The sequence below is a fragment of the Dactylosporangium salmoneum genome, assembly GCF_039532525.1.
Lineage (GTDB): Bacteria > Actinomycetota > Actinomycetes > Mycobacteriales > Micromonosporaceae > Dactylosporangium > Dactylosporangium salmoneum.
In genome coordinates this window covers 112,220-128,066 of the sequence record NZ_BAAARV010000096.1, presented here as the reverse complement: position 1 = coordinate 128,066, position 15,847 = coordinate 112,220, and the positions used below count along the sequence as shown (strand labels likewise).

General features: G+C 74.1%; 16 protein-coding genes. 8 read left to right on the top strand and 8 right to left on the bottom strand.

Features of this window, described 5'->3' with window-relative positions; all coding sequences use genetic code 11:
• A partial coding sequence (locus tag ABD352_RS47695; protein WP_344619266.1) for a hypothetical protein occupies positions 1–315 on the top strand: 315 nt, incomplete at its 5' end.
• 82 nt (positions 316–397) lie between these two features.
• Here the strand turns inward: ABD352_RS47695 and ABD352_RS47690 are convergent.
• The 3 genes from ABD352_RS47690 to ABD352_RS47680 form a co-directional block, all read right to left on the bottom strand.
• On the bottom strand, positions 398–1,366 hold the full coding sequence (locus tag ABD352_RS47690; protein WP_344619265.1) for a tyrosine-type recombinase/integrase: 969 nt from the start codon (positions 1,364–1,366) through the stop codon (positions 398–400).
• Positions 1,367–2,002: a class I SAM-dependent methyltransferase gene (locus tag ABD352_RS47685; RefSeq protein ID WP_344619264.1), complete on the bottom strand. Its 636-nt coding sequence runs from the start codon at positions 2,000–2,002 to the stop codon at positions 1,367–1,369.
• A 150-nt stretch (positions 2,003–2,152) separates the two neighbouring features.
• Entirely contained in the window at positions 2,153–3,388 is a 1,236-nt protein-coding gene (locus tag ABD352_RS47680) for an MFS transporter (RefSeq protein WP_344619263.1), read from the bottom strand.
• A gap of 101 nt (positions 3,389–3,489) precedes the next feature.
• On the opposite strand from ABD352_RS47680, the gene ABD352_RS47675 reads away from it, so the two are divergent.
• Both ABD352_RS47675 and ABD352_RS47670 read left to right on the top strand, forming a co-directional pair.
• Positions 3,490–4,575 (top strand): DUF5937 family protein, encoded by a 1,086-nt coding sequence (locus ABD352_RS47675; RefSeq protein WP_344619262.1) that lies wholly within the window; start codon positions 3,490–3,492, stop codon positions 4,573–4,575.
• A 209-nt stretch (positions 4,576–4,784) separates the two neighbouring features.
• The gene (locus ABD352_RS47670; RefSeq protein ID WP_344619261.1) at positions 4,785–5,249 is read left to right on the top strand and encodes a MarR family winged helix-turn-helix transcriptional regulator; all 465 of its coding nucleotides are present in this window, start codon (positions 4,785–4,787) and stop codon (positions 5,247–5,249) included.
• A 14-nt stretch (positions 5,250–5,263) separates the two neighbouring features.
• Here ABD352_RS47670 and ABD352_RS47665 read toward each other — a convergent pair whose 3' ends face one another.
• On the bottom strand, positions 5,264–5,764 hold the full coding sequence (locus ABD352_RS47665) for a mycothiol transferase (protein WP_344619260.1): 501 nt from the start codon (positions 5,762–5,764) through the stop codon (positions 5,264–5,266).
• Between the two features lie 55 nt (positions 5,765–5,819).
• Between ABD352_RS47665 and ABD352_RS47660 the strand changes: the two genes are divergently transcribed.
• The 4 genes from ABD352_RS47660 to ABD352_RS47645 all read left to right on the top strand — a co-directional run bounded on the left by ABD352_RS47660 (position 5,820) and on the right by ABD352_RS47645 (position 9,758).
• Complete coding sequence (locus ABD352_RS47660) at positions 5,820–7,262, top strand: MFS transporter (RefSeq protein ID WP_344619259.1); 1,443 nt, start codon at positions 5,820–5,822, stop codon at positions 7,260–7,262.
• A gap of 54 nt (positions 7,263–7,316) precedes the next feature.
• Complete coding sequence (locus tag ABD352_RS47655; RefSeq protein ID WP_344619258.1) at positions 7,317–8,801, top strand: hypothetical protein; 1,485 nt, start codon at positions 7,317–7,319, stop codon at positions 8,799–8,801.
• Positions 8,802–8,883: 82 nt separating this feature from the next.
• Complete coding sequence (locus tag ABD352_RS47650) at positions 8,884–9,207, top strand: DMT family transporter (protein WP_344619257.1); 324 nt, start codon at positions 8,884–8,886, stop codon at positions 9,205–9,207.
• The gene (locus ABD352_RS47645) at positions 9,204–9,758 is read left to right on the top strand and encodes a TetR/AcrR family transcriptional regulator (RefSeq protein WP_344619256.1); all 555 of its coding nucleotides are present in this window, start codon (positions 9,204–9,206) and stop codon (positions 9,756–9,758) included. The genes ABD352_RS47650 and ABD352_RS47645 overlap by 4 nt, the downstream gene beginning before the upstream one ends.
• 48 nt (positions 9,759–9,806) lie before the next feature.
• On the opposite strand, the gene ABD352_RS47640 is transcribed toward ABD352_RS47645, so the two are convergent.
• From ABD352_RS47640 to ABD352_RS47630, 3 genes are read right to left on the bottom strand one after another with little or no spacing between them, the layout of a single operon-like run.
• On the bottom strand, positions 9,807–11,906 hold the full coding sequence (locus ABD352_RS47640) for a 3-hydroxyacyl-CoA dehydrogenase NAD-binding domain-containing protein (protein ID WP_425553942.1): 2,100 nt from the start codon (positions 11,904–11,906) through the stop codon (positions 9,807–9,809).
• A 20-nt stretch (positions 11,907–11,926) separates the two neighbouring features.
• A complete protein-coding gene (locus ABD352_RS47635; RefSeq protein ID WP_344619254.1) occupies positions 11,927–13,138 on the bottom strand; it encodes an acetyl-CoA C-acetyltransferase in 1,212 nt (403 codons plus the stop codon).
• A gap of 14 nt (positions 13,139–13,152) precedes the next feature.
• Positions 13,153–13,974 carry a class I SAM-dependent methyltransferase gene (locus ABD352_RS47630; RefSeq protein ID WP_344619253.1) on the bottom strand — a complete coding sequence of 274 codons (822 nt, stop codon included), beginning with the start codon at positions 13,972–13,974 and terminating at the stop codon, positions 13,153–13,155.
• 88 nt (positions 13,975–14,062) lie between these two features.
• Between ABD352_RS47630 and ABD352_RS47625 the strand changes: the two genes are divergently transcribed.
• Positions 14,063–14,725 carry a winged helix-turn-helix transcriptional regulator gene (locus ABD352_RS47625; RefSeq protein ID WP_344619252.1) on the top strand — a complete coding sequence of 221 codons (663 nt, stop codon included), beginning with the start codon at positions 14,063–14,065 and terminating at the stop codon, positions 14,723–14,725.
• A 24-nt stretch (positions 14,726–14,749) separates the two neighbouring features.
• On the opposite strand, the gene ABD352_RS47620 is transcribed toward ABD352_RS47625, so the two are convergent.
• Positions 14,750–15,844: a CaiB/BaiF CoA transferase family protein gene (locus tag ABD352_RS47620; RefSeq protein ID WP_344619251.1), complete on the bottom strand. Its 1,095-nt coding sequence runs from the start codon at positions 15,842–15,844 to the stop codon at positions 14,750–14,752.
• Positions 15,845–15,847 lie beyond the last annotated feature (3 nt).

The window sequence follows — 15,847 nt, the reverse complement described above, 5'->3', positions numbered from 1 at the left end:
GCGCCCGCCGACGCCGGCAGCCACCGCCTGCCCGAGGTGGCCGAGGCCCTCGCCGCCGCGACCGCGCGCCTGGCCGCCGACGTGGCCACCGCCGCCGCCGATCCCCGCAACCCGCGGGTCGTGGCCGGGGCGCGGGCGCTGTCGCTGCGCCTGGGCCACGCCCTCACCGCGGCGCTGCTCCTGGAACACGCGGCGTGGGCGGCCGACCGCGGCGACGAGCGGCCGGCGCTGCTGGCGTCGCTGTGGATCCTGCGCCGCCTCGGTCAGGCCGACATCTCCGCCGATCTGCACGAGCACTTCGCCGCGCTGATATAGGAGCCGGATGGCTCCGGTCCGTGCAACCAGGGGCCGTTGCTCCCGTCAGGAATCCCGGCGTCCGTGGTGCCAAGACCGCAGGTCAGCGCGGCGCCCGCCGGGAGCGCGCCGCCGCCAGGGCGTAGGCGGGGTCCCGGTCGAGGTTGTAGCGGTCCCGGTCGTAGCGGCGCGTGGTGCGCGGGTCGGCGTGCCCCATCGCGTCCTGCACGTCCTCCAGCGACACGCCCTCGTCCCGGGCGGCGGTCGCGAACGCGTGCCGCAGCGAGTGCGGCGAGAGCCGTTCCCACGCCGGCACCCCGGCGTCGCGGGCCAGCCGCCGCACGAGCCGGAACACGGCGTGCCGGTCGACCCGCCCGCCGGTGGCGGTGGCGAACAGCGGCCCGGGCGCGTCGCCGCGCACCGGCAGGTACTCGTCGAGGGCCCGCACCACGGCCGGGGTCAGCGCCCGCCGCCGCGCCTTGCCGCCCTTGCCGACGAAGCGCACCGTGCGGTGTCCGCGCTCGGCCCCGAGGTCCTCGACGTCGAGGGCCACGACCTCGCCGACCCGCAGGCCCAGGTCGGCCAGCAGCGCCAGCACCGCCCGGTCGCGGGCCGCGGTCGGGCCCTCCAGCCGCGCGGCCGCGGCCAGCATCGCGTCGACCTCGGCCGCCGCGAGCCCCACGGTGGCCGACACGTCCCGGGCCACCCGCGGCCGGTCCGCGCCCCCGACCGGGTTGGCCGACACGGCGTCGAGCCGCACCAGGAACTGGTACCAGCTGGACAGCGCCGAGAGCTTCCGCGCCACGCTGGCCGGCGCGAGCACCCGCCCGGTCCGCCCGTCGACGGTCGCCTCGAGGTCCCGCGCGTACGCGTTGACGTGCAGGAACGAGGCCCGCAGCGGGTCTAGACCGCGGCCGTCGCACCAGCGCAGGTATTGCTGCACATCCCGCCGGTACGCGGCCCGGGTGTGTGCCGAGAGCCGCCGGTTGGCCAGCCACCCGTCGGTGAAGTCGCCCAGCGGCTCACCACTCACGGGCAGCCGCGGCGGCGGAATCGGCGCCGGCGTCGTCATCTACGGGTTGACCGCCCACACGGTGGTGCGCTTGACCGGGGCGTCCTCGAGCGTCTGCGGCACCGGCACGTCGTACTCGGCCAGCAGCGTCAGGTGGTCCTTCGGCAGGTACGCCCGCCCCGGGTCGCCGACCAGCACCCGCGCGCCCCGCCCGGCCGCCCGGCGCAGGTAGGCGAGCATCCGCCGGGTCATCTCCCGGCTGTAGAACACGTCGCCGGCCAGCACCACCTCGGCGTCGGGCTCCTGCTCGAGCACGTCGCCGAGCAGCGGCGTCACCGCGACCGCGTTCGCCTCGGCGTTGATCCCGATCGCGGCCACCGCCAGCGCGTCGATCTCCACCGCCGTGACCCGCGCCGCGCCGGCGTGCATCGCCGCGATCGCCACCAGCCCCGACCCGGCCGCCAGGTCGAGCACGTCGCGGCCGTGGACGAGTGCCGGGTTGTCCAGCACGTACCGCGCGAGGGCCTGCCCGCCCGCCCAGGCGAACGCCCAGAACGGCGGCGGCATCTGCTCGCCGTTGGCGGACTCGGTGCGCTCCCACAGCTCGATGGCCTCGTCGGCCAGGTGCAGGCGCACCTCGGGGGTCAGCGGCACCGGGGCGAGGCGCGTGTTGGCCAGGACGAATTGCGCGGTCATCGCTGCGGACGGTATCAAGCCCGCTTGTCACTCGTGCGTGCGACGCCCCGGGAGGGCCACTTCGGTACCGTCGGGCCCTATGGCGGGCAATGTCGTTCTCGTCTGGATCATCCTCGGCCTGGCGATGGCCGTGCTGGTCCTGCTGGCCTTCTACGTCGACTCCTGGCGCCGCAAGGACGGTCCCTGAGCCCGGTTCCTTCTCGGTGGCAACGGCGCGGAGGCGGACAGGAGTGTCGCGGCGGCGAGGCTGCCCCAGAGGGCGGCCGGGCCGTGGGGTGCGAGCGTGGTCATGACCGCCGGGGAGACGGCGAGGCCGAAGCCCGTGGAGAGCTGGAAGTGTGCGAGGGCGCGTCCCACGCCATGGGCCGGGGCGAGTGCGGTGACGAGCGCGGTCGCGCTGCCGGCGTAGATGATCTCGCCGATCGTGCAGACCACGGACACCGCGGCGACGGCCGGGACAGCCCAGCCGTGTCCCAGTGAGGTGGCCGCGAGAAAGCCGAGGTAGGACGCGGCCAGCACCACGCCGGAGAGGGCCAGCACGGTCCGCCGGGGGAAGCGGGACATGAGGACGGTGACCGGCACCTGCAGGGTGACGACCAGCACCGTGTTGGCCACGAAGACGGCCGCCGGCCACGCCGGGGACGCGTGCAACTGCGTCACCAGGACCAGAGGGAGCGCGATCTCGGGGACGTTGAGGCAGAAGACGTAGATCACGTTGGCGGCAAGTAGCGCGAGCATCCGGGGTGCGGGCTCGTCGTCCCGGTCCTTGGCCGCGGCCTGCGATGGATGTGCGTGCACATGGACCGACCACGCCAAGGCGGCTGCGGCAAGGTAGGCGAGCGCAGTGACGGCTGCCAGCGCCCGCAGTGCGGTGGTGCCGCCCGCCAGGCATACGGTGGCAAGGAGCGCTCCGACGCCCAGGGCGGCGTTGCGCAGGGCGCGGGCCGCTGCCAGGGCGGTGTCGCGTTCCCGGCCATGCGCGACCGTGGCCACGAGCGCGGCGTGGGCGGCCGGCCAGGCCTGGTTGCCGATGCCGAGGAAGAGTGCCGCCGCCGTGAAGAGCCAGACGTGCCCCGCCGGGGCGGCCAGCAGCAGCGCCACGCCCAGGACCCGCACCAACATCGACGCCGCCACGACCGTGCTGCGTGCGCCGCGGTCCAGCCATCGGCCCACGGCGGGCATGCACGCCAGCCCCGCGACGATGCCGACCGTCATGGCGGTGCCGGTGACCGGCGCGGACAGCCTCAGCACCGTCATCCCGTACAGCAGCAGGAAGGGGCGCAGCAGGCCGGTGCCGAGCGCGTCCACGGCCAGGGCGACGGCATAGCGGGGGCCTCCGGATGCGCGAACGAGGGCGCGGGGCTGGACGCCGGTGATGGTTGCCATGGCTCAGACGGTGCGTTCGGCCGCTGGGGCAGGGCACGCCGGTTGACGCAGTTCGTCAATCGACGCCGTGGCCGGGTTGTCCGGGCGGTGATGATGGGGGGATGACGCTGAGGATCGACATCAGCGGCCTGCCGTCCGAGGGAGTGCGGTTCGCTGCCTCCCCGCTGGCCGAACTGACCGCGATGCTGCACGTGCTGGCCGCACCCGGTCACCATCCGCAGTTCGCCGGCTGGGCCGCGGACGTCTGGGCCGGGCTGCGGGACGAGCTGGCCGAGCGGCTCAAGGAGGCCGATTTTCTCTGGCGTTCCTCACAGGCCGACTTCCTGATCCCCGCGCGGCCCCGGCCGACCCTCGCCGAGGAGCTGGACGACGTGGACCGGATCGACGACGAAAGGTATGTGACCGCCGCGCTCGTCACCACGTGCGGCAGCAACCGGGTCCACTTCCGCGGCGCGTCGCCGCTCACCGACACGACCGCGCGGGAGCGGGCCCTGGAGGTGGCCCAGGCCCGCGGCGCACGGCAGGAGGCCTTCGCGCAACGGTTGCTCGCGGACCCGGCCGCGGTGCGGGCACAGGTGCGCCACACCCTCGAAGCATGCGCCAGTGCCTTCTTCGACGGCGCCTGGGCGGGCATCGCGGTGCAGCTCGCCACCGATCTGCGCCTGAAGAACGAGCTGCTCAGGCGCTTCGGCATCGGGCCGGCACTCGCCTCGGTGTCCGGCGCGGTCACCCTGGCACCGGACGGCGACCGCATCATCGTGGACAAGGTGCAGGACAAGGCGACCGCCGCCCGTGGCGCCGGGGTCACCTTCATCCCCAGCGTCTTCGGCCGGCCGCACCTGGTGGCGGTCCACGCGCCCGGGTGGCATCCGGTGGTGCAGTACCCCGTCGCCGAGCCGAAGCCGGCGGAGCCGGTCTCTCTGGAGACGGTCACCCTCCGGCTGGAGGCGCTCTCGCATCCGGTGCGGCTACGGCTGCTGCGCACCCTGGCCCGCGGCCCGCACACCACCAGCGAGCTGGCCCACTTCTGGGAACTCTCGTCCCCGGAGGTGTCCCGCCACCTTGCCGTGCTGCGCCGCGCGGGCCTGCTCACGGCTCGGCGGCACGGTCGCTACGTCCGGTACACCCTCAATCTGCCCGATCTGCAGGCGTTGGGCGCCGACCTGCTGGCGGCCGTGCTGCGCTGAGTAGCCTCGGGTGCGGCCCCGGCCTCGTGGACCACCGCGGGTGGTCGCGGGCATCGACGGGAAGAGGTACCGGCCGCGGCTTCTCTATGCTGGGTGACATGGCCGCAACGCCCACGCCGGAGTGCGGCCCCGGCCTCGTGGACCACCGCGGGTGGTCGCGGGCATCGACGGGAAGAGGTACCGGCCGCGGCTTCTCTATGCTGGGTGGCATGGCCGCAACGCCCACGCCGGACCTGTCGTTCCTGCTGGACCACACCAGTCACGTGCTGCGCACCCGGATGACGGCGGCGCTGGCCGAGATCGGCCTCACGCCGCGGATGCACTGCGTGCTCACGCACGCGGTGGGCGAGGAGCGCACCCAGATCCAGCTGGCCGAGATCGGCGGCATGGACAAGACCACGATGGTGGTCACGGTCGACGCCCTGGAGAAGGCCGGCTACGCCCAGCGCCGCCCGTCGAGCACCGACCGCCGGGCCCGGATTATCGCCGTCACCTCCGAGGGTGCCGACATGGCCGCCCGCAGTCAGGAGATCGCCGACTCGGTCCACGCCGCGGTGCTCGACGCGCTGCCGGAGGACGAGCGGGCGGTGCTCGTGCGGGCCCTGACCAGGCTCGCCCAGGGCCACCTCGCCACGCCTGTCGAGGCGCCCGGCGTCCGCCGCGCCCGCCAGTAGCGCCGCGGTCGGGGCTACTCGCCCCGGTCGCCGCCCGCGAGCTCGGCGACGATGTCGAGGTGTCCGGCGTGCCGGGCGTACTCCTGCAGCAGGTGGAACAGGATGCGCTCCAGCGTCGGCGGGTTGGCGCCGTCCCACCGCGGCCCGGGCGCGCCGGCCGCGTCGAGCGGTGCCGCGGTGACGATGGCCCGGCTGGTCTCGCCCTGGCGCCGCAGCTCCTCGCCCAGCGTCGCGAGGGTCTCGCCGGGCGCGACGTGCCAGCGGTCGTCGCGGCGGTCGCCCCAGGGCTGCGCCACGGCGCGGCCCTGGAAGCCCCACTCCAGCCAGCGCAGCTCCACCCAGCGCAGGTGCTTGAGCAGCTCGAGCGGGGTCCAGCCGGACGGCAGGCGGCTGCGGTCCCGGTCGGCCTCCGGCAGCGACGCCACGCGGTCGAGCAGCGTCTCCCGGTAGTAGTCCAGGTAGCGCAGGAAGACCTCGGCCCGGTCGGCGGCGGGCGCGGTCGGCTCGGGGAACATCACACTCTCCCGTAAGAGATAGTTCAGTAGCAGACGATCTGCTACGGTCGGACTCATGAAGCAGAACCGATGGCTCGCCCTCGTCGTGCTCGCGACCGGCATGCTCATGGTCGTGCTCGACGGCAGCATCGTCACCGTCGCCATGCCGGTCATGCAGCGCGATCTCGGGTTCACGCCCGAGGGCCTCACCTGGGTGATCAACGCCTACCTGATCGCATTCGGCAGCCTGCTGCTGCTCGCCGGGCGGCTCGGCGACCTCCTCGGCCGCAAGCGCACGCTGCTGGCCGGGACCGCGGTGTTCGTCGCCGCGTCCGTGCTCGCCGGCCTGGCGAACGGGCCGGCGATGCTCATCGCGGCCCGGTTCCTGCAGGGCGCCGGCAGCGCGATGGCCAGCGCCGTGAGCCTGGGCATCCTCGTCACGCTGTTCCCGGACCAGCGCGAGCGGGCCCGCGCGATCGGCGTCTTCTCGTTCACCGGCGCGGCCGGCGCCTCCCTCGGCCAGGTCCTCGGCGGCGTGCTCACCGACGCCCTGAGCTGGCACTGGATCTTCCTCATCAACGTGCCGATCGGCCTGGCCACGCTGGCCCTGGCCGGGCCGTACCTGCCGGCCGACCGCGGCCTCGGCCGGCGCGCCGGCGCCGACGCCCTCGGCGCGCTGCTGGTCACCGCCGGCCTCATGGCCGGGATCTACGCCGTGGTGCAGACGAGCGGCAACCGCCTCCTCACCGCGGGCCTGGCCGCGCTGCTGCTCGCCGGGTTCGTGCTGCGCCAGGCCACCGCCCGCGCGCCGCTCATGCCGCTGCGGGTGCTGCGCTCCCGGCAGGTCGCCGGGGCCAACGCCCTGCAGATCCTCATGATCGGCGCGATGTTCTCGTTCCAGATCCTGATCGCCCTGTACATGCAGCGGGTCCTGCACTACACCGCGCTGCGCACCGGCCTGGCCATGCTCCCGGCCGCCCTGGCGATCGCCGCGGTGTCGCTCGGCGCGTCCGCCCGGCTGATCCACCGCTTCGGCGAGCGCACGGTCCTCATCGCGGGCCTGGTCCTGCTCACCGGCGCGCTGGGCTGGCTCACCCGGCTGCCGGCGGACGCGCGGTACGCCACGGACCTGCTCCCGGTCATGCTCCTCGTCGCCGGCGGTGGCCTGGTCCTGCCCGCGATCACGGGGCTGGGCATGTCCGGCGCCCGGCCCGACGACGCCGGCCTGGCCTCAGGGCTGTTCAACACCACCCAGCAGCTCGGCATGGCGATCGGCGTCGCCGCACTGTCCACGGTGGCCGCCGCCCGCACCGCCGGACATCTGCGCGCGGGCGCCGCCGAGGCCGTCGCGCTCACCGACGGCTACCGCCTGGCGTTCACCATCGGCGCCGGCCTGCTGGCCGTCTCCATCGCCGGCGCCGCGTTCGTCCTGCGCCCGGCCGCGGCGGGCGAGCCGGACGAGCCGGCCACCGCCGCCCCGGCTCCGGCCGCCGCCCCGGCGTCCCAGGTGCGTCGATGAGCGCGGGGGCGGCCTGCCCCCGCATACTCAGCGACGTCTGCAACACTGTCGCGCATGCTGCAGCGGGTCGGGGGCGCGTTCTGGGCGTCCGGGGTGTTGGTGTCGGCGGTGTTGGCGTTCGGGACGCCCGCGGTGGCGAAGGCGCCCAGTCCGGGGCCGAGCGCATCGGCGTCGACGAACCCGAACCTCGGTCCGGCCAGCGCCGGCACCGTGATGTGCACGATCAGCGACCCGCAGATCACCGAGGTGTCGGGGCTGGTCGTCACCGCCGACGGGTACGCGGTCATCAACGACAGCAAGACCGAGCGCTCGCGCGAGAAGATCTACTTCCTGGACGAGCAGTGCCGGCCGACGCGCAGCGTGCCGTACCCGAGCAGCGCCTTCGACCCGGAGGACCTCGCGGTGACGAAGGACGGGACGCTGTGGGTCGCCGACGTCGGGGACAACACCACGCTGACCGGCGGCTCCGGCCACAGCCGCACCTCGATCGCGCTGTGGAGCCTGGCGCCGGGCTCGAACAGCCCGGTGATCCACCGGCTGGCGTACCCGGACGGCCGCGCCCGCGACGCCGAGGCGCTCATCATGGACGAGGACGGCCGGCCGATCATCATCACCAAGGAGCCGGTCGGCGAGGTGTACACGCTGACCACGCCGCTGCCGGCCAACAACGCCAACCCGGAGCCGCTGACCCGGGTCGGCACCTTCCGGCCGCAGACGACCGGCACCGCCAACCCGTACGGCATCGTCGGCACCGGCGTGGTGACCGGCGCCGCGCTGAGCCCGGACGGCAAGCGGGCGGTGGTCCGCACGATGTCGGACGCCTACGAGTTCACGGTCGCGGACGGTGACGTCGTCGCCGCGATCACCACCGGCACGCCGCGGATCACCCCGCTGCCGGGCGAGCCGCAGGGCGAGGCGATCGCGTTCACGCTCGACGGCAGGTACTACGTGACGGTGTCGGACCAGTCGAAGGCGACGCCGATCCTGCGGTACAACCCGTACCAGCCCCCGGCGCCCCCGTCCGTGGCCCCGGCGACCCAGCAGCCGGCGCCGAAGGCGGAGAACCGCTCGTTCGCCGACTCCCTGTCGCTGCGCGACATCACGCGGATCGTGATCGGCATCGGCCTGTTCGGGGTGCTGCTCGTCGTGATCGGTGTGGCCGCGGTCGTCATGTCCCGCCGCCGGCGTCGCGCCCAGCTCGAAGGCGAGCTCGCCGCATCCGCGCCGGCCGCTCCCGCCGACCCGGCCGAGACCGCCGCCGACCCGGCAGCCGATGCCGCTTTGGAAAGCGAACCGGAGGCGACCGAGGAGGCGAGCGAGACGGAGGCGACCACTCGAGTCGCGGACACGTCCGCGGACAGGGTGGAGATCCCCGCGGCGGCGCAGGAGGACCAGGACGCGCCGGCGGCCCCGCCCGCGCAGGCCACCCCCGCCGACGAGCCGGAGACCGTCGCGGCGACCGCCGCCACCACGGCCCGTAAGGGGGCGGCGAAGAAGGCCGGCACGCCCCGGAAGCGGGCGCCCCGCAAGGACGGCTGACGAGCCGCCCGATCAACTTCCGCGTGCCCCGAACTAGTACGATCGTACAAGTTCGGGGCACGCGGGGTTCTGGGGAGGTTCCGTGGCGTACATGTTTCTGGTGCTGGCGATCGCGGTCGAGGTCGTCGGGACCAGCCTGCTGAAGGCGACCGAAGGGTTCACGCGGTTCTGGCCGACGGCCGGGGTGCTCATCGCCTACACGCTGGCGTTCGTCTTCATGGCGCAGTCGGTGAAGGAGGTGCCGGTCGGGGTCGCGTACGCGATGTGGTCGGGGCTCGGGACCGCGGCCATCGTGGCGATCGGGGCCGTCTTCCTCGGCGAGCCGCTCAGCGTCCAGAAGGTGATCGGCGTCGGTCTGGTGATCGCCGGTGTCGTCGTGCTGAACCTCGGGGGCGCATCCCATTGAGCGCGAACCCGGCCGGTGGCACGCGGCGCGATCCCGAAGGGCGGCGCCGGGCCCTCGCGGAGGCGGTCGTCGAGGTCGTGGCCGAGGTGGGGGTCGGACGGGCCACGCACCGGATGGTGGCGGCCCGGGCCGGCGTGCCGCTCGGGGCCACGACGTACTACTTCCCCACCCTCGCCGACCTGATCGCCGCCGGTCTCGCCCTGGTCAGCGACGCGATCGCGGCCGACCTGGCGTCCTGGGAGGCGGCGATCGGCGAGGCCGGCGGCACCGCGGAGGGGCTGAGCCGGCTGGCCGCCGAGTACGTGCGGGACCAGCCGAAGGCGTTGCTGGAGTACGAGCTGTATCTGGCCGCCGCGCGGCGCCCCCAGCTGCGGCCGCTGGCGAGGGCCTGGCTCGACGGCATGCACGAGATCCTCGCGCCGCGGGTGGGCGCGCGGGCCGCCCGCGCGATCAGCGCCCTCGTCGACGGGGCCATGCTGCAGTCGGTCGTCACCGGCGACCCGATCGACCAGGCCGCCCTCGCCGAGGCGATCGAGGCCCTGACCGGCTAGGGGGGACCCGGGTCGCCACCGGGCGGCGGCGACCCGTCCCGCGCACGATCAGACGAAGGTCTCGCCGGCCGCGGCCATGTCGAGCAGGCGCTGCGGCGGGGTGAAGCGCTCCCCGTACCGCTCGGCCAGCTCCCGCGCCCGGGCGATGAAGCCGTCCAGGCCGCCGTCGTACTGGTTGACGTACTGCAGCACCCCGCCGGTCCATCCCGGGAACCCGATGCCGAGGATCGAGCCCACGTTCGCGTCCGCGACCGAGGTCAGCACCCCCTCGTCGAGGCACCGCACCGACTCCAGGGCCTCGGCGAAGAGCATCCGCTCCTGCATGTCGGCGAACGGCAAGGACCCGGCGGCGCCCGCGAAATGCTCGCGCAGGCCGGGCCACAGGCCGGCGCGCTTGCCGTCGGCGTACTCGTAGAAGCCCGCCCCGCCGGAGCGGCCCGGCCGGCCGAACTCGTCCACCATGCGGTCGATGAGCTCGTCGGCCGGGGACGGGGTCCAGGTGCCGCCGGCGGCGACGACCGCGGCCGCCGTGGCGTTGCGGATCTTCTGCGGCAGGGTGAGGGTCAGCTCGTCCATGAGCTGCAGTACCGGCGCGGGATAACCGGCCTGCAGGCTCGCCTGCTCGATCGACGGGGCCGGCACGCCCTCGGCGAGCATGCGCAGGCCCTCCATGGTGAACGTGCCGATGACCCGGCTGGTGAAGAAGCCCCGGCTGTCGTTGACCACGATCGGGGTCTTGCGCAGCAGCCGCACCACCGCCAGGGCCCGGTCCAGCGCCTCGGGCGAGGTCTCGGCGCCGCGGATCACCTCGACCAGGGGCATCTTGTCCACGGGCGAGAAGAAGTGCAGGCCGATGAAGTCGGACCGGCGCTGGACGCCCTCGGCGAGCAGCGAGATCGGCAGCGTGGACGTGTTGGAGCACAGCAGCGCGTCCGGGGCGACGACGCCCTCGATCTCGGCGAACACCTTGTGCTTCAGCCCGGGGTCCTCGAAGACGGCCTCGATGACCAGGTCGGCGCCGGCCAGGTCGGCGACCTCGGCGGTCGGCGTGATCCGGTCGAGCAGGGCCTGGTCGACCCGCTTGCGCGTGGCCGCGTACTGCTTGCCGCGCTGCGCCGCCTCGAGCGTGACGTCCTTGAGGACGACGTCGAGCCCGGCCTTGGCGCAGACGTACGCGATCGCGGCGCCCATCATCCCGGCGCCGAGGACGGCGACCTTGCGGAAGGTGACGCCGGCCGCGCCGCGGGCGTTGGCCGCCTGCAGGTCGAAGAAGAACGCCTTGATCATGTTCTTGGCGATCTGGCCGGTGGCGAGCTCGACGAAGTACCGGCCCTCGATGACGAACGCGGTGGCCAGGTCGACCTGGGCGCCCTCGACGGCGGCGCACAGGATGTTGCGCGGCGCCGGATACGGGGCGCCCTTCAGCTCCTTACGCAGCGTCGCCGGGAACGCCGGCAGGTTCGCCGCGAATGACGGATTACTGGGCGTGCCGCCCGGGATCTTGTACCCGGCGACGTCCCACGGTTGCACGGCGTGCGGGTTGGCGAGCACCCATTCCCGCGCCCGGTCGATGAGCTCCTCGGCCGGCACGACCGAGTGGACGAGCCCGACCTGCAGGGCCTTGGCGGGACGGTGCCGCTGGCCGCGCAGCAGTACCTCCATGAGCGCCTCGGCGATGCCGAGCAGCCGGACCGTGCGCACGACACCCCCGGCGCCCGGCAGCAGGCCGAGCGTGACCTCCGGGAAGCCGATCTCGATCCGGGCGTCGTCGGCCACGACCCGGTGGTGGCAGGCCAGCGCGAGCTCGAGGCCGCCGCCGAGCGCGGAGCCGTTGATCGCGGCGGCGACCGGCCGGCCGAGGGTCTCCAGGCGGCGCAGCAGGTCCTTGACGTGCGTGGTCGAGGCCATGACGTCGGCGGCCTGGTCGGGGCCGATGCTGCCGAGCAGGTCGAGGTCGCCGCCGGCGAAGAACGTCTTCTTGGCCGAGGTGAGCACGACGCCGGTGATGTCGTCCCGCTCCGCCTCCAGCCGCGCGACGGTGGCCCCGAGCGCCTCGGTGAACGCGGCGTTCATGGTGTTGGCCGAGCGGGCCGGGTCGTCCATGGTGAGCAGGACGACGCCGTCCGTGCCGCGCTCGTAGCGGATGATGTCCACGTTGCTCCCCCGGTTCACAGTCGCTCGACGATCGTCGCGATGCCCATGCCGCCGCCCACGCACATGGTGGCCAGCCCGTACCGCTCGCCGCGGCGCTCCAGCTCGTCGACGAGCGTGCCGAGCAGCATGCCGCCGGTCGCGCCGAGCGGGTGGCCCATGGCGATCGCGCCGCCGTTGACGTTGACCTGGTCCAGGCCGAAGCCCATGTCCTTGGCGAAGTGCAGCACGACGGCGGCGAAGGCCTCGTTCATCTCGACCAGCGCGATGTCCTCGGCGGTGAGGCCGGCCTTGGCCAGCGCCTTGCGGCTGGCCGGGGCCGGCCCGGTGAGCATGATGAGCGGGTCGGCGCCGCTGACCGCGGCGGACACGATCCGGGCACGCGGCGTGAGTCCGAGCTCACTGCCCGCGGCCTCGCTGCCGATGAGCACCAATGACGCGCCGTCGACAATGCCGGACGAGTTGCCGGCCGTGTGCACGTGGTCGATGGATTCGACCCAGTGGTACTTCTGCAGCGCCACGGCGTCGAAGCCGCCCAGCTCGCCGATGGTGGCGAACGAGGCCGGCAGCGCGCCGAGGCCCTCCATCGTGGAGGCGCGGATGTGCTCGTCGCGGTCGAGCACCACGAGGCCGTTGCGGTCCCGGACGGGCACGACGGACCGCGCGAAGTGGCCGCCGGCCCACGCCTTGGCCGCCCGGGTCTGCGACTCCAGGGCGTAGGCGTCGACGTCCTCGCGGGTGTAGCCGTCCATGGTCGCGATGAGGTCGGCGCCGATGCCCTGCGGCACGAAGCTCGTGGCCAGGTTGGTCTCGGGGTCCATCGCCCAGGCGCCGCCGTCGGAGCCCATCGCCACCCGGGACATGGACTCGACGCCGCCGGCGAGGACGACGTCCTCCCAGCCGGCCCGGACCTTCTGCGCGGCGATGTTCACCGCCTCCAGCCCGGAGGCGCAGAACCGGTTCAGCTGTACCCCGGCGACGGTCTCGCCCAGCCCGGCCGCGATGGCGGCGATGCGGGCGATGTCGGAACCCTGGTCGCCGATCGGCGAGACCACGCCGAGCACGACGTCGTCGATCCTGGCCGGGTCGAGGCCCGGATTGCGGCGGCGCAGCTCGTCGATCAGCCCGACGACAAGCGAGATGGGTTTGACGCCGTGCAGCGAGCCGTTCTTCTTGCCCCTGCCGCGGGGCGTGCGGATGGCGTCGAAAACGAAAGCCTCAGTGCTCACCTACTGAAGAGTAACTACGGTGTGGCCGGTCCACCAGACCGCGTCGCCGTCAGCAGCAGATACTCCCACCGCATGGACCCGTCGGCGGCCCGGAACCGGCCGGCGAGCTCGTCGAGCGCCGCGTCGAGCGCCGCCGTGCGGTCCGGGTCGCCGGCCAGGGAGCGGTAGACGGCCAGCGTCGGGCCGTAGTTGTCGCGGAAGTACCGCCGGAAATCACCCGGCTCGGCGAACCGCTCGACCCGGACCGACCCGGTCCGCGCGCTGACGCCGGTGACCCGGTCGCCGAGCAGCTCCCGCACGTGCTCCTCGTCGCCCCACAGCGGCGGCGGCTGCGCCCCGGCCGGCGGCGGCGCGGCGAAGGGCTTCATCGCCGCGAACAGCTGCCCGACGAAGCCGGCCGGCGTCCAGTTCAGCAGCGCGATCGTCCCGCCCGGCCGGCACACCCGGACCAGCTCGCCGGCCGCGGCCTGGTGGAACGGGGCGAACATGACGCCGACGCACGACAGCACGACGTCGAACTCGCCCGTGCCGAACGGCATGTCCTCGGCGTCGGCCGCCACCCAGTCCAGGACCGCGCCACGGGCCTCGGCGAGCTTCTCCCCGGCGGCCAGCAGCTCCGGCGTGAGGTCACTCGCCGTGACGGAGGCCCCGGCGAGCGCGGCCGGGATCGCCGCGTTGCCGGTGCCGGCGGCGACGTCGAGCACCCGTTGCCCCGGCCCGACGCCGGCGGCCTGCACGAGTACCGACCCCAGGTCGGGGATCACGTCGGCGGCGACGGCCGCGTAGTCGCCCGACGCCCAGATGTCGCGGTGCTTCGCTTTCAGCGGTGTGGTCATACCGCGACGCTAGGTTCCGCGGAATACCGCTATCCAGTACACGATCTGTACCTGGGCGGGACATCGCGGGGGACCTACGCTGCGTCGCATGGGCGCCTACTATCAGTTCTGCCCCGTCGCGAAGGCGATGGAGCTGCTCGACGAGCGCTGGACGATGCTGGTACTGCGCGAGCTGCTGATGGACAGCCGCCGGTTCAACGACCTGCGCCGGGGCCTGCCGCGCATGTCCCCGGCGCTGCTGTCCAAGCGGCTGCACCAGCTGACGGCGGCCGGCCTGGTGCGCCTGGAGGACGGGCAGTACGCGCTGACCGACGCCGGCCGGGAGCTGGGCCCGATCCTGGAGGCCATCGGGGTGTGGGGCGCCCGCTGGGTCGGCGCGCTCGGCGACCCGGACCTGGACCCGAAGCTGCTGCTGTGGGACATGCACCGGCGGGTCGACCACGGTGCGGTGCCGCCCGGCCGGTCGGTGGTGCACTTCGACTTCACCGACGTGACCGGGGGCGCGGGCCGGTGGTGGCTGGTGATCGCCGGGCAGGACGTGGACGTGTGCGACTACGACCCCGGGTTCGACGTGACGGTGACGGTGCACGGGACGCTGCGGCGGATGGTGGAGATCTGGCGGGGCGACGTGTCGTGGCAGCAGGGGCTGCGCGACGGGGCGCTGCGCATCGTCGGGCCGGAGTCGGTGCGCCGGGCGCTGCCGGGCTGGTTCGCCCTGGCCTCCTACGCGACCGCGCCCCGCCCGGCCTGACGAACCGGCCGGTCCGTCGCGGCCTCACGCGATGCCCCAGTCCTCGAGCACCTCCTCGGTGTGCTGGCCGGGCAGCGGCGGCGGGGCGGCGGGCCCCGGCGCGGAGTGGGCGAAGCGGGGGGCGGGGGCTGGCTGCGGTACCGATGCGTGGGTCTGGAACGTGCCGCGGGCGGCGAGATGGTGGTCGGAGCTCGCCTCCGTCAGGGAGAGGACCGGGGCGACGCAGGCGTCCGTGCCGTCGAAGAGCGCGGCCCACTCGTCGCGGGTCCTGGTCCGGAACGTCGCGGCGAACCGCTCCCGCAGCGTGGGCCAGCCGGAGACGTCGAACTGCTCGGGCAGGTCCCGCAGGCCGAGCCGCGCGACGAGCTCGGCGTAGAACTGCGGCTCCAGGGCCCCGACGGCGACGTGCTTGGCGTCGGCGGTCTCGTACACGTCGTAGAACGGGGCGCCGGTGTCGAGCAGGTTGACGCCGCGCCGGTCGCGCCACAGGCCGGCGCCGAGCAGGCTGTGCAGGAGCATCGCGAGGTGCGCAGAGCCGTCGACGATGGCCGCGTCGACCACGTCGCCACGGCCGGTGACCTGCGCGGGCCGCAGCGCGGCGAGGATGCCGACGACCAGGTACAGCGCGCCGCCGCCGTAGTCGCCGAGGAGGTTCACCGGCACCTGCGGCGGCCCGCCGGCCCGGCCGATGGCGTGCAGGTTGCCGGTGCGGGCGAGGTAGGTGATGTCGTGCCCGGCGGTGGCGGCGAGGGGTCCGTGCTGGCCCCAGCCGGTCATCCGGCCGTAGACGAGGGCGGGGTTGCGGGCGTGGACCTGCTCGGGGCCGACGCCGAGCCGCTCGGCCACGCCGGGCCGGAAACCCTCGATGAGCACGTGCGCCTTCTGCGCCAGGGCCAGCACGGTCGCCACGCCCTCGGGGGTCTTCAGGTCGGCGGCGACCGAGCGCTTGCCCCGGTTGACCAGGTCGTGCTCCGGCGGCGGCCCGAGCGGGGACCCGCTGGGCCGCTCGACGCGCACGACGTCGGCGCCGAGGTCGGCCAGCACCATGGCGGCGAACGGCCCGGGCCCGATGCCGGCCAGCTCGATCACGCGCAGATCCCGCAGCGGTCCTTCGCTCATGCG